Source organism: Flavipsychrobacter stenotrophus, from assembly GCF_002954265.1.
GTDB classification, from domain to species: Bacteria; Bacteroidota; Bacteroidia; order Chitinophagales; family Chitinophagaceae; genus Flavipsychrobacter; species Flavipsychrobacter stenotrophus.
Genome location: NZ_PPSL01000001.1, coordinates 256,537 through 269,679, shown reverse-complemented (window position 1 = coordinate 269,679; position 13,143 = coordinate 256,537). Strand labels below are relative to the sequence as shown.

Below are 13,143 nucleotides of genomic sequence, written 5' to 3'. Positions count from 1 at the left end.
AGTAGAAAACCCAACACTGGTCGAAGCGTCCCGCTTCGACCCACAACATGCAGCGTCTCGCTTGCGAAAAATAATCATTTAGGGTCCACCCACTCCGACTTATATCTTGCCCTGTATTCACTATCCGTTATTTCCTTGGTAGATATTATTTCGCCGGTAACAGTATCAATAACAGTGACAATAACCATCTCCGCCTTCTTTTTCTTTTTGCGGGTGGTTCTATCCATATTACCTCCCATTATAGGCTTGTAGCCCATAGCGGTAAAAGACAAAACGATCAGCATGCAAATGATACAGATATTGAGAATAGATTTCATAGTACACGATTTGGCTACCCTTATTAGGTTTCAATTATCGCTCCAGGCACCTACCAACGACGACCAAACTGGAAAGAGACAAAGAGATCGTAAAATGCAGATGTCGGCTTTTGGTTAGCCATTAGCATTACAGGTGTAGAGTAAAATTCTGCATTGACACCGGCTTCTACACCAATCACATTCTTCCTGTTAGCGGAGAAATCAAAATGCAGCGCCGATTTAAGGTGACCACCCGGTACAAACTGAATTTCATTCATACCCTTACTAAAGCCGGAGTTGCCCTGTATAATGCGCTCATCAAGGAAATCAGACTGGTTGATATCCGTGTACTTAATACTTTGCGATCCGCCAACAAGAGTGATATAGTAGGGCTTCAGCAATCCTAACGCAAAACCACCCGTTGTGGCCCAGTGAATAGCTACACACCCCGGATCAGGCTTACCTGCTATCAACTTACGATAACCCAGGCCAATCTTCAGCGCGTAAAAATTATTTACCTTACCATATATGTAAGTGCTGGAGCTCCTGTTGCTGATGGTCTGGCTCTTTACTTTTTCTTCCTTAGGGTCTTTCTTTTCCGTGAATTCGGTTTGCAAATAGAGCACATTATGAAACATATCTACCCGCTTCATATCATTGGTCTTAGCCCTACCATAGTCGGTGTATACACTCCAGCCATTGGTATTCACCCGCAGCCCGAAACTCAATTCATTACGAATTGGCTTAGGCAACTTTATGGGTCTTGGCTTTGCCTTTGGTGGTTCAGGCTGCTCTATTTTTTTAGTAGAATCAGATGAAAACACAACTTGCTGGGCATAGCTTACGCTACTCAAGCTTAGTAAACCAATAAATGCCCCAAGTACCTTGTTCATATAAATAGATAATAATCTGAATTTCTACCGAACATTATTAATTAAACTAAATTACAACTTTATCTTTGAATCAACAATGTATCAGTAATTTTAACAAAAAAGAATCAGGCCATGACATCTAAAGTAACATACACCGGCGACCTCCGCACTACCTGTACCCATTTACGTTCAGGCAGCACCATTGAAACCGATGCACCGGTAGATAACCACGGCAAAGGTGAGCGCTTCTCCCCTACCGATCTCCTGGCTACAGCACTGGCATCGTGCATGGTAACCACTATGGGCATTGCGTGTCTTACCCACAATATCAATATCGACGGTATGGAATGTGACGTGGAAAAGATAATGGTAGCCAACCCAAGGAAGGTAGGTGAAGTGAAGATAGACATGCGTTTCCCTCAAAGCAAACCATTTACCGACAAGGAAAAGAAGATTCTGGAAACAGCTGCCATCAACTGTCCTATAATGGAAAGCCTGCACCCCGACTGCAAAAAGACATTGAACATTACGTGGCCTGCCTGATAATGTTCAGGCCCACAGTACATTCCAGGCACCGGCGGTTGGTGCAGTAATTATTGTACAATTGTATCAGTGCCTGGCTTTGCGCTGCATTTTCCGCTTCCCAGCCATTTTCGGCCCACAGTGTAGTTATGTTGTTCTTTTCGGCAGGCACAGCTTCCAGCAGGTTCAGCGCCCGCTCTCTCAGCGACTCTGCACCCTGCCTCGATGCATACAAGAACTGTATAGGTGCTATAGTGTTGATGATGATATTCTGGACAGATGACTTGCCCAATGTTTTGGTGCCCGGGCCGGTGTGTACTTCATCAAACCTGAAGTGATCACTCCAATAATCACTGGCAGTTACATCCAGCAATGGTTCCACTTCTTTTATTGAATGCGTTTCTATGATCTGAGAAAACAAGTGTTCCGACTTATGTATCAACATGGCAAACTGCGCTATCCTTACTGTTGGGAAATTGGCAGGCCGCATCCGCAGGAATTTCCAGAGGTGAGCAGATATTGGTGATAACTTATACTTCTTTCTCAGGTAGTTATACTCGTCCTGTAGTTTTTCAGGATAGTCGTCCATAAACGCGGCATTAAGCATACCCGCCTGACCGAATAACAAAGCCTCTATCTGTTGCAGATTTTCCCTGTGCCTGCCCAATACATTTAAGGGTATGGACTGAGCCAATAGCAGGAAGGGAGTTGCATTGGTCTTAAAACCAAAGTTAGCAGCCATCCGCCAGTAAAGCAGGTTACGCCAGTCTTCAGCAGAGTTTTCCAGCATCACATTCCAGTCGCCAAGCTTCTGCTCCCAGCGCTCCGCCAGCAGCCTGGTCAACCATCCTTCTTTGGTTATAGATCGAACTTTATCATGTTGTCCGGCACAGGGTAGCTTATTGCGTATGTTCATCAAGCCTTCATAGTGGCGCATCACATAGCCGGGAATCTTACCTTCAAGTACCAGTACAGGAGTATTAACTGCCACTCCATCCACATCATTGTCGTACACCACATGCAGTGCCAGGTTATGATAAGCAGCATTATGCTGATGGCCGTGCTTCAGCCAGTCACTGCTTTTAAGGTGCAGTTCTACATTGCCAACAAGAATGGTCTTACCTATTTTTATACGTGCCTCCAGAAAATCGGGACCCGCATCTTTGTTTAGTTTACCGGGATGAATGATGGTGAGTGCTTCACCATCTGTGGTGGTCAGATCTGTAACCTGGTACAGGGAGTGTTGCCAGATGAACTGAAATAAAGCTTCTGTCATGTGTCAAGGTTTTCAGGGCAATAAGAAATGGATCAACTTTCAGTAAAATCGAGATCCTTACCAAAGGTCTCTTCTGTCATAAACACAGCTATAGTACTGATGGTCATAACAATAACACCTGTTATAGCGCCGGCATCTATAAAACTGAATCCCCACCTTTTTTGCAATGCGGTAAACAGAAATACCATTATGGGCAATGAACCACGCACCATATTGGGTACTGTAGTAGCTGCTGTAGCCCGCAGGTTGGTACCAAAATGCTCGGCGGCCATGGTCACAAACAATGCCCAGAAACCCGTACCAAAGCCCATAAGGGCGCAAATCATGTACATATTGCCGGCAGTTCCATTCTGCTGACGGAAGTACAAAACAATACTTGCAATGGTAATGGCGTAAAATATATACAAGGCCTTCTTCCTGCTCTTTAATACATGACTCACCAACCCTATCAACACATCGGCAATGGATATAGCCACATATGCATACATTACAGCCCTGCCCGGAATGACAGCTTCACTGAGATTGAATTCTTTACCAAACTTATCTGAAACCTGTATCAACAGCCCTATTACATACCAGGTAGGTAAGCCGATAAGCACACTAAGGATATACTTTTTAGCCCGTTTTTTCTTTGTAAAGAACATGAAGAAATCTCCTTTCCTTACATTGCTCTTTTGCACCTGCGTATACATACCCGATTCAAATACACTAACGCGTAATGCCAGCAACGCCAGCCCCAGTCCACCGCCAATGTAGAAACAAACTCTCCAGTCGAATAATTGAGATATAAAATAAGCAGCCACTGCGCCTGTAAGTCCTATACCCGCTACCAGTGATGTAGCAATACCCCTTTTTTCCTTAGATATAAGTTCACTTACCAATGTAATACCCGCACCCAACTCACCCGCCAGACCAATGCCCGCGATAAACCTGCAGAGTTGGTATTGTTGTATAGTGTGCACAAAACCATTAGCTATGTTAGCCGCTGAATATAGAAGAATAGATCCGAACAACACACTTAACCTACCCTTCTTGTTACCTAAAATACCCCAAAATATACCACCTATCAAAAGGCCATACATCTGCACACTCATTATTTCCAGACCTGTATTAATAGCCTTATCACCTGTAAGCCCAAGGCTCAGCAAGCTGGTATTACGCACCATACCAAACAAAAGGAGGTCATAGATATCGACAAAATAACCTAATGCCGCCACCAAAACGGGTATGCTCAGTAAACCGATAGACTTGCTTTGATTCATGTGGTGTGTAGGAGTTTGTGGTTTTTATGCTTCTGTAGTGGCCTTCTTTTTGCCAAAGAACATCTTAAATAAAACAGGGCCGGTTGTTACTATTACCAGACCAATAACGATAACTTCCAGATTCTTTTGTACCCATGTAATATTGCCCAGAAGAAAACCAGCCATTATCATGCTTATAACCCAGGCCAGACAGCCAAGAATGTTATAGTAAACGAATTTTTTGTAGTTCATATCTACCATGCCACCTACAATGGGTGCAAACGTGCGAACGATAGGTAAAAAGCGTGCGAAAAATATGGCCATGCCGCCCTTCTTCTCGTAAAAATCATGAGCCTGATGAATGTACTTTTTCTTAAAGAGCATACTATCCGGCCATTTCATAAGTATATGGCCAAATTTGCTGCCATACCAATACCCTATTATGTTACCAATAACCCCTGCAAATGTTATTAAACTTATCCAGTAAAGGAGATCCACGTATACATTGCCAAACTTAGTTAATGAATTGGCTATGATCACACCGGTAACAAATAACAATGAATCTCCTGGAAGGAAAAAGCCAACAAAAAGACCTGTTTCAGCGAAAATAATAAACATGACCACATATAAGCCACCGTGTGCCATTATCCACTCAGGCTTAATCAGTTCTCTATAAATTTCAATTAGTTGATGCATATTCTTTTAAGTTGCCGTGAAAATATAAAAAAAAGCCGAACAACCGGAAACAGAGTTTGCGCAGGATGGAGAATTAACCGATTTAAAAGAAAATGACGCACAGGTTATCCGCCATTTCGTTGCTTTTTTTTAGATACGCTGGCCACTTCTCTGAAGCAGATAGAGAAATACCATGCAGACACAATCAAGCCTGCGAGCATCACATAAAAATCATGTATGCCGGTTTTAGCAAACATCTGTAGGTCAAAGTCGGTTACAGCAACCTCTTTTACTTGTGTACTCACGTAGTAGTAAATGAGCGACCATATAGCCAGGACTACAGCAAAAAACAACCGCTCTAATTTTCTCTTTTTATAGAATTCAAGAAAGCAATTTACAACAAGGCTTACCACCTGTGTAGCCAATAAAGCAAAGAATACTGTTCTAAATGAATTCCCCCCCTCGTCAAGTACATAGAAATAGTACATTAGCAGAAGTGTCTGGATAGTGGGGTCGACTATTTTGAAAGCAAGCAACTTATCAAAAGTGCTCCTTGATTTCGTTTTCCTGGGCATTGAGGTTGGGTATATTTTTTGCTAAAGTATATAAAAAACAAATCCATAAATGATTTTGTACTGATATCCATAATTTTACATCATGAAAGCCATGCTGTTTGCCGCCGGGTTGGGCACAAGATTAAAACCATTTACCAATAATGCGCCAAAAGCACTTGCTATGGTCGGCAACAAAACCCTATTGGAACTCAATATCAATTATTTGCAGCGATTCGGCATAACAGATGTAATTATCAACGTGCATCATTTTGCAGAAATGATAGAAGAGATAGTGGTAAAACGCAATGGTTTTGGCAGCAATATCACTATTTCTGATGAAAAAGCAGAAGTACTGGAGACAGGCGGAGGGTTGAAAAAGGCTTCCGGTTTCTTTACAGGAGATGACCCATTCATAGTGATGAATGTAGACGTACTGACTAATTTAGACCTTACAAAAATGATAGCGGCGCACAATAATCATACTACATTGGCAACACTAGCTGTTATGCAGCGGGATTCGTCGCGTCAGCTGCTGTTTGATGCTGATATGACATTATGCGGCTGGCAGAATAATGCTACCCATGAGCAAAAAGTAGCTCGGCCTTTAGATCATACTTCCCCATATGCGTTTAGTGGTATACAAGTTGTTTCCCCCTCCATATGGCAGGATGCTCCTTATGATGGCAAATTTTCACTCATAGACCTCTACCTACATGTGGCAAAACAGCATGTGGTAAAAGGATTTGACCATACCGGAGACACCTTCATTGATGTTGGCAAACCAGAAAGCATTGCCAAAGCAGAACAACTGTTTAAATAGCGGGTTATTTGATCTCTACTTTATCGCCATAATATTTAGCCTGCTTATTGAGCAACAAGTCTATCATCATTTTTACGCGTGCCATTTTTTCGCGGATAAACTCTGATATATAGGCGTCCCCATCAGCGGCACAAAAGCCAACTGTGGTAACATTTTTCCGGTTGGCTATGTAAATGGCCCGCTCATTATGAAAAGCCTGAGATATTACTGTGAATTTGGTTTGCCCAAAGATATCTCTGCACCTGAGTATACTATCTAATGTTCTAAACCCTGCATTATCGAAGAAAATACGACCCTCTGGCACACCTTTTGAAATCAGATCTCTCTTCATCAATAATGGCTCATTGTAGTATTGAGTGCTGTTATCACCACTTACGATCACATAATCTATTTTACCAGCCATGTATAATGCCACAGCAGCATCAATACGGTACTGGTAGTAAGGATTAATGATGTTCTTCGCCTTATCCATATACTTGGCAGTACCTAATAGCAGACCCACTTTGTTTTTAGGTATGGCATTAACATCGCGGTAAATCTGATCTTTTGTATCATTTACAACCATATAATTAACTATGCCAACTAACGCCAGCACCAGTAGTAAAAAGACAATTAAAATATTCCGCCACTTCTTAAACGACATAAAGCTCTCTGTAATTGCCGGCAAGATACTCAATCGAGCCATAACTTTTATGCGGAGTTATACACCCGATTCCTATTAAACTCCCGGTATCCATTGATTTACAGGTTTTACATACATTATTAACATTGGTAACATTGTTTTATAACAGTGCTATTTTTTTTTCAAATCAAACCGCTATATTTGTCACTTCACATTTTTTTAACAAGATTTTCAATATGACGCCATTATTTTACCTCGTACCGGGATTTGGTATCCTGGCATTGTTGTACACTTTTATTAAGGGAGCCTGGGTAACTAAGCAAGAAGCAGGCAATGCCCGAATGACAGAAATAGCCACTTATATTGCCGAAGGTGCAATGGCTTTTCTGAAAGCTGAATACAAAATAATGAGCTACTTTGTCGTAATAGCCGCTATTCTACTTGCATTTATGGGTAATAGCAGTGAACATTCAAGTCCATTGATTGCAGTTGCATTTATAGTAGGTGCATTCTTTAGCGCACTTGCGGGTTTTATAGGTATGCGTATAGCCACCAAAGCAAACGTACGTACCGCTCATGCAGCACGTACAAGCCTCAGTAAGGCACTTGCTGTATCATTTGGCGGCGGTTCTGTAATGGGCCTGGGTGTTGCCGGCCTTGCGGTATTAGGTCTTGGTGGTCTGTTTATCATCCTTAAAATGTATTTCGCCCCAACTGCAGCCGTAGACAGCGCAGAAATGGAGCGCGTGATAGAAGTATTGACCGGGTTTTCACTGGGTGCCGAAAGTATTGCATTGTTTGCCCGTGTAGGTGGCGGTATCTATACTAAGGCTGCCGACGTAGGCGCTGACCTTGTAGGAAAGGTAGAAGCAGGTATACCTGAAGATGACCCGCGCAACCCGGCTACAATTGCCGATAACGTGGGTGATAATGTAGGTGACGTGGCAGGTATGGGTGCTGACCTTTTCGGTTCTTATGTAGCTACTGTATTGGCTACAATGGTTCTAGGCAGAGAAACATCTTCAGCCGCCGGTGATATGTTTGGTGGATTGGCTCCGGTATTATTGCCAATGCTTATAGCTGGTGTGGGTATTGTACTTTCTATGATCGCTACCCTGTTTGTACGTGTATCTGACAGCGCAGGCATCAGTACAAGTGCTGTTCAGAGAGCTTTAAACATGGGTAACTATGGTTCAATTGTACTCACGGCTATTGCATGTTACTTTCTGGTGAATGGTATTCTTCCTGAAACTATGTCTCTGCGTGGACATGAGTTTACACGCAACGGAGTATATGCGGCAATACTTGTGGGCCTTGCAGTAGGTACATTGATGAGTATGATCACTGAGTATTATACTGCTATGGGCAAACGCCCTGTATTGAGCATTATCCGCCAGTCGGCTACAGGTGGTGCTACTAATATAATTGGCGGTCTGGCTGTAGGTATGGAAAGTACTTTCTTACCTATATTGGTTCTTGCCGGTGGTATCTACGGCGCGCATTATTGCGCAGGCCTTTATGGAGTGGCTATTGCTGCTGCGGGTATGATGGCGACAACTGCTATGCAGCTGGCTATTGATGCATTCGGACCAATTGCGGATAACGCGGGCGGTATCGCTGAAATGAGTGAATTACCAAAAGAAGTTCGCGAAAAGACAGACGTACTTGATGCTGTAGGTAATACTACCGCTGCTACAGGTAAAGGATTTGCTATCGCTTCTGCTGCATTGACATCATTGGCTTTGTTTGCTGCCTATGTAGGTGTTGTTGAAAAGAATGGTTTTGCATTGAACGATGCTATCAATATCTACCATGCCGATGTATTGGCTGGTTTGTTTGTGGGTGCTATGATACCGTTTATCTTCTCTTCTCTGGCTATCCGTGCAGTTGGTGAAGCTGCAATGAGCATGGTAGAAGAGGTTCGTCGTCAGTTCCGCGAAATACCGGGTATTATGGAAGGTACAGGCAAACCTGAGTACGACAAGTGCGTAGCTATATCTACTACAGCATCTCTGAAGAAAATGATGTTGCCGGGTGCTATTGCTATTATTTCTCCATTGCTGATGGGCTTTATCTTAGGCCCTGAAGTATTGGGTGGTTTCCTTGCAGGTGCTACAGTAAGCGGTGTGTTGATGGGTATGTTCCAGAACAACGCCGGTGGTGCATGGGATAACGCCAAGAAATCATTCGAGAAAGGTGTTGAGATCAATGGAGAAATATTCTACAAGAAATCTGAACCACATAAAGCATCAGTAACAGGCGATACAGTGGGCGATCCTTTCAAGGATACATCAGGACCATCTATGAACATCCTTATTAAGCTGATGTCTATTGTGGCTTTGGTTATAGCGCCAACCATTTCTGTTTTACATGCTGGGAAAGCGGCACATGCGGCAGCACCTGTAAAGAAAGAAGTACGTGTTGCAGGTACTATTACTGCGCCTAAGGCCACAAAGGTGTTTACTATTAACTAATTGAAATTAATAACTATAGTGTACCCTGCGCTCTGAGAGTGCAGGGTATTTTTTTGCCTGTTTCTTTCTAAGACCCTAACACCTGCGGTGAAAGATGCGTCTTACTTACAAACAACTGCTCAACGCAGACACCCGGCATAATAATGAACAAATAAACCGCCGATATTTGCATAGTCAGCACAATTGAATTATAATTGCCTTGCGTTAATATCACCCATGTAAATAAGTAGCTTTTTATATCCCGTTATGAAAAAAAAACAACCACAAGGCCCCACCCACAACCCTAAAGACACACAGGAAAAAAATGCTCCCGCCAGGGATCAGACCTCTGTATTTGCAGCTCAACCAGAATCACGGAAAACATTGATCTCTGATAATACCCTGAAAAGTATATTTCTTTTTTCTATTGTCGGCATGTTGTTGACGGTATGGATAAGCGGCTTCAATATCGGTTTCCATTGCGATGAAATGGACATGAACAATTATGGCAAGGCCAACTATGCTTACTACATGACGGGAGGTAAGGATAAGAGCTTTATGGGCACTAAAAAGGAAGGAGCAGAAGTAGATTCCCTTTTAAAGTTTTACGGAAGTGCTTTTGAGATCATTGCCGTAGGAACAAACAAAATAACCGGCATGGATAAAGGCATGCACGAATTTGATTCCCGCCACTTCATTAACCAGATATTTGGTATCCTTGCCATTCTATTTGCAGGACTAACAGCTAAAAAAATAGCAGGATGGAGGGCTGCGATCTTCACCTCCTGGTTGCTCTTCCTCACACCATCCTTCTTCGGGCACATTCTCTTCAACACCAAAGACATACCCTTCTGTGCCGGGTATATCGCAGCTATATACTTCATGATTGAGTTCCTGGAGCAACTACCTAATCCGACCTGGAAAACCACACTAGGGCTTACAGTATCATTTGCGTTTGCTACCAACACCCGTATTGTGGGTGTACTGCTGATCGCATACCTGGGCCTGTTTACCGTTTTATACCTGCTGGTCAATAAAGAACTGTTGAGCAACACACTGAAAAACAGTAAAAATGTACTAATCAAATACGTCACTATAGGTGGTGGTGGCTTCCTGCTGGTAGTGCTTACATGGCCCTACCTGCTGATGAATCCGGTCAAAAACTTTTTCAACGCACTGGGTATATCCAGTAAATTCCCTATGAAAGTGAATATCAATTTTGAAGGCAATGCTATCAATTCGCTTCATGTACCTATTGGTTATATTCCTAAGTTTATGCTGGTCACCATTCCAATATTTATATTACTGAGTTTACTTGTTGGCGCCGCACTCTTTCTAAAGAGAATGAGAGAGTATGACTGGAAAGTTGGTTTATTGCTGTTAGTTGCCACATTCTTCCCTGTTATATATGCTATTGCCAGTCATGCTGCGCTCTACTCTGGCTGGAGACACTTTCTGTTCATCTACCCGGGCATTTGCTTAATTGCTGGCATTGGCCTGAGCGAAATATCGAAATTTCTTAAAAAACCTGCCTTTCAGATAGCATTTGTTGCACTCTGTATAGTGGGCATGTTTAAGCCAATAGTCTGGTGTATAAAGAACCACCCATACGAATACACCTACTTCAATGAATTTGTAGGCAGTTTCAACAAAGCCTTCTACGCATACGATAATGATTATTGGGAAATAACTATGCGCAAAGCAGTAGACAAAATGATGGTAAATGAACCTATTGAGCAGTCTAAAGACACCGTGTCAATAGCTACAAATGCCAGTGCCTTTGTAAAATACTATATCAACAGGCATTATCCGAAAGCCAAAATAAAAGTAGTACAGTCGGGCTATACCATGCGTAATTCCAACTACTGGACATATGGAGTATTCAATTCACTATTTGTAAAACCCGACTACCTCGAAAACTACTTCCCTCCGCCGTATGTGTATTCAGAGAATATTGATGATGTACCTGTAACAGTAATATTGAAAGACACAGCCCGCCTGGACTGGAAGGCTGCGCTTGCACTAAAGGTGGCGCAACATAAAGCAGCCGATTCGCTATATACCGCTTATATAAAAACAACCAAGGATGACAATGTGGGCCTTTATGCTTACATGGCTGTAGCCAAGGGGTCGCTGAACCAGAATGACGAGGCAATAAAATTGGCTAATAAGTGTCTGGAATATCATCTTTCCCCACTACTGGACTACAACTCTTATTGCGCACTTGGCATAGCTTATGCCAATAAGGCTCAGTGGAAAGTGAGTATTGAACAACTGAACAAAGCAATGTCGGTAATGCCTAAAGAAAGTGCTGCAAAAGACATAATGAGGCAAGTATTGGCAGCACAAAGACAGAGCCCTCCCAAACCACAATAACAGAGTGTTTGTTGTCCGATTTATTAATTTCGGGTTTTAATTAACGATATTGAATTTACCAGATCCGCTACTCATAGATTTACGTAAGGTACAAGGCTTCGATGAATCCTCTTTTCAGAAGGCTCATGACGAACCTGTTACCACATCGGTAAGATTACATCCGATTAAAAGGTCAGGAACCGATATTTCGGGAGATGCTATACCATGGAGTAACGGAGGTATATACCTTGCTCAGCGGCCGGTATTTACATTAGATCCGGCCTTTCATGGAGGAGCCTATTATGTGCAGGAAGCGTCGTCGATGTTTCTGGAACATGTGTGGAACAGTACGGTGCCACAAACTGAAGGCCTGCGGGTACTTGATCTATGCGCTGCGCCGGGTGGCAAATCAACCTTGATTGCCTCTCTACTTACCAACGACAGCCTGCTTATATCTAATGAAGTGATCCGGGCGAGAGCAACTATACTCGAGGAAAACATTGTACGCTGGGGGTACACCAATAACTGGGTGACATGCAACGACCCCAGAGATTTTACAAAGCTAGGCGGCTACTTTGATGTAATAGTTATTGATGCCCCCTGCAGTGGCTCGGGCCTGTTCAGAAAAGACCAGAACGCCTTGCGCGACTGGACAGAAGCTAATGTAGACCTGTGTAGCGCCCGTCAGCAGCGTATATTGGCCGATGTATGGCCCGCACTTAAAGAGAATGGTCTTATCATTTATGCAACCTGCTCTTTCTCTCCCCAGGAAGATGAAGATATACTGGACTGGATAGCCAATGAATATAAAACAGAAACTGTGCCCGTAAGCATTAGAGATGAATGGGGCATTGTGGAAACGCGATCACCTAAGCATAAAATGCATGGCTACCGCTTTTTTCCGGGCAAGGCGAAGGGCGAAGGCTTTTTCATATCCGCAATTCGGAAGAAAGAAAGTGCGTCAACCCTTTTTCTGCGACGTGCGAAGGCCGCAGATATGAGTAAGATCAAACAGCAGGCAGGACACCTGCTTGCAAACGATAACCTGCAATATATACAACCGGACAAAGAAAGCTATAATGCTATTGCCGCCGCACACGAAGCCGACTGGCAGCTATTACAGAAATTGTTTTACTTCCGCAGGGCAGGACTGCCTTTAGGTGCACCATCTGCCAAAGACTGGATACCTGCGCACGATGTAGCACTGAGCATTGATGCAAACCTGTCATTACCCGCAATTGACGTAACCCGTGAACAAGCTTTGAAATTCCTGAAAAGGGAAGACATGAACCTCGACAGCGCTGCCCGGGGTTGGCAGATAATTAAATTTAACAACCTGGGATTGGGCTGGATAAAATCGTTGCAGAACCGCGCCAACAACCACCTGCCAAAGAATTGGCGTATAAGAATGGAGATACCGGAAACTTAATATAGTAGCCTGTATGCAAAAAGGGCAT

12 protein-coding genes are annotated in these 13,143 nt (G+C 43.1%); 5 read left to right on the top strand and 7 right to left on the bottom strand.

Annotation, left to right across the window (positions count from 1 at the left end):
• Positions 1 to 74: 74 nt before the first annotated feature.
• Both CJD36_RS01325 and CJD36_RS01320 read right to left on the bottom strand, forming a co-directional pair.
• A complete protein-coding gene (locus CJD36_RS01325; protein ID WP_133162437.1) occupies positions 75 to 317 on the bottom strand; it encodes a hypothetical protein in 243 nt (80 codons plus the stop codon).
• A gap of 50 nt (positions 318 to 367) precedes the next feature.
• Positions 368 to 1,189, bottom strand: a complete 822-nt coding sequence (locus tag CJD36_RS01320) for a hypothetical protein (RefSeq protein WP_105037304.1) — start codon at positions 1,187 to 1,189, stop codon at positions 368 to 370.
• Positions 1,190 to 1,300: 111 nt separating this feature from the next.
• Here CJD36_RS01320 and CJD36_RS01315 point away from each other — a divergent pair, with 111 nt between their 5' ends.
• Positions 1,301 to 1,711 (top strand): OsmC family protein, encoded by a 411-nt coding sequence (locus CJD36_RS01315; protein WP_105037303.1) that lies wholly within the window; start codon positions 1,301 to 1,303, stop codon positions 1,709 to 1,711.
• Here CJD36_RS01315 and CJD36_RS01310 read toward each other — a convergent pair.
• From CJD36_RS01310 to CJD36_RS01295, 4 genes are all read right to left on the bottom strand, one after another.
• The gene (locus CJD36_RS01310; protein ID WP_105037302.1) at positions 1,695 to 2,966 is read right to left on the bottom strand and encodes a DUF2851 family protein; all 1,272 of its coding nucleotides are present in this window, start codon (positions 2,964 to 2,966) and stop codon (positions 1,695 to 1,697) included. The two genes, CJD36_RS01315 and CJD36_RS01310, sit on opposite strands and share 17 nt — an antisense overlap.
• A gap of 32 nt (positions 2,967 to 2,998) precedes the next feature.
• Positions 2,999 to 4,228 carry an MFS transporter gene (locus CJD36_RS01305; protein WP_105037301.1) on the bottom strand — a complete coding sequence of 410 codons (1,230 nt, stop codon included), beginning with the start codon at positions 4,226 to 4,228 and terminating at the stop codon, positions 2,999 to 3,001.
• 24 nt (positions 4,229 to 4,252) lie between these two features.
• Positions 4,253 to 4,903, bottom strand: coding sequence for a DedA family protein (locus CJD36_RS01300; RefSeq protein WP_105037300.1), 651 nt, complete (start codon positions 4,901 to 4,903; stop codon positions 4,253 to 4,255).
• 104 nt (positions 4,904 to 5,007) lie between these two features.
• Entirely contained in the window at positions 5,008 to 5,457 is a 450-nt protein-coding gene (locus CJD36_RS01295) for a hypothetical protein (protein WP_105037299.1), read from the bottom strand.
• 82 nt (positions 5,458 to 5,539) lie between these two features.
• Between CJD36_RS01295 and CJD36_RS01290 the strand changes: the two genes are divergently transcribed.
• Positions 5,540 to 6,256: a nucleotidyltransferase family protein gene (locus CJD36_RS01290; RefSeq protein WP_105037298.1), complete on the top strand. Its 717-nt coding sequence runs from the start codon at positions 5,540 to 5,542 to the stop codon at positions 6,254 to 6,256.
• Between the two features lie 4 nt (positions 6,257 to 6,260).
• On the opposite strand, the gene CJD36_RS01285 is transcribed toward CJD36_RS01290, so the two are convergent.
• Positions 6,261 to 6,941 carry a SanA/YdcF family protein gene (locus CJD36_RS01285; RefSeq protein WP_205685534.1) on the bottom strand — a complete coding sequence of 227 codons (681 nt, stop codon included), beginning with the start codon at positions 6,939 to 6,941 and terminating at the stop codon, positions 6,261 to 6,263.
• A gap of 173 nt (positions 6,942 to 7,114) precedes the next feature.
• Between CJD36_RS01285 and CJD36_RS01280 the strand changes: the two genes are divergently transcribed.
• From CJD36_RS01280 to CJD36_RS01270, 3 genes are all read left to right on the top strand, one after another.
• A complete protein-coding gene (locus CJD36_RS01280) occupies positions 7,115 to 9,352 on the top strand; it encodes a sodium-translocating pyrophosphatase (RefSeq protein ID WP_105038024.1) in 2,238 nt (745 codons plus the stop codon).
• Between the two features lie 246 nt (positions 9,353 to 9,598).
• Positions 9,599 to 11,707, top strand: coding sequence for a glycosyltransferase family 39 protein (locus tag CJD36_RS01275; RefSeq protein WP_105037296.1), 2,109 nt, complete (start codon positions 9,599 to 9,601; stop codon positions 11,705 to 11,707).
• Positions 11,708 to 11,756: 49 nt separating this feature from the next.
• Positions 11,757 to 13,115 carry a methyltransferase RsmF C-terminal domain-like protein gene (locus CJD36_RS01270; RefSeq protein WP_105037295.1) on the top strand — a complete coding sequence of 453 codons (1,359 nt, stop codon included), beginning with the start codon at positions 11,757 to 11,759 and terminating at the stop codon, positions 13,113 to 13,115.
• Positions 13,116 to 13,143 lie beyond the last annotated feature (28 nt).

Bases quoted from the DNA above. Each gene is read 5' to 3' on its own strand.
- CJD36_RS01290 (WP_105037298.1), top strand. From the start codon at position 5,540: ATGAAAGCCATGCTGTTTGCCGCCGGGTTGGGCACAAGATTAAAACCA.
- CJD36_RS01295 (WP_105037299.1), bottom strand. From the start codon at position 5,457: ATGCCCAGGAAAACGAAATCAAGGAGCACTTTTGATAAGTTGCTTGCT.
- CJD36_RS01275 (WP_105037296.1), top strand. From the start codon at position 9,599: ATGAAAAAAAAACAACCACAAGGCCCCACCCACAACCCTAAAGACACA.
- CJD36_RS01310 (WP_105037302.1), bottom strand. From the start codon at position 2,966: ATGACAGAAGCTTTATTTCAGTTCATCTGGCAACACTCCCTGTACCAG.
- CJD36_RS01320 (WP_105037304.1), bottom strand. From the start codon at position 1,189: ATGAACAAGGTACTTGGGGCATTTATTGGTTTACTAAGCTTGAGTAGC.
- CJD36_RS01305 (WP_105037301.1), bottom strand. From the start codon at position 4,228: ATGAATCAAAGCAAGTCTATCGGTTTACTGAGCATACCCGTTTTGGTG.
- CJD36_RS01285 (WP_205685534.1), bottom strand. From the start codon at position 6,941: ATGGCTCGATTGAGTATCTTGCCGGCAATTACAGAGAGCTTTATGTCG.
- CJD36_RS01280 (WP_105038024.1), top strand. From the start codon at position 7,115: ATGACGCCATTATTTTACCTCGTACCGGGATTTGGTATCCTGGCATTG.
- CJD36_RS01300 (WP_105037300.1), bottom strand. From the start codon at position 4,903: ATGCATCAACTAATTGAAATTTATAGAGAACTGATTAAGCCTGAGTGG.
- CJD36_RS01315 (WP_105037303.1), top strand. From the start codon at position 1,301: ATGACATCTAAAGTAACATACACCGGCGACCTCCGCACTACCTGTACC.
- CJD36_RS01325 (WP_133162437.1), bottom strand. From the start codon at position 317: ATGAAATCTATTCTCAATATCTGTATCATTTGCATGCTGATCGTTTTG.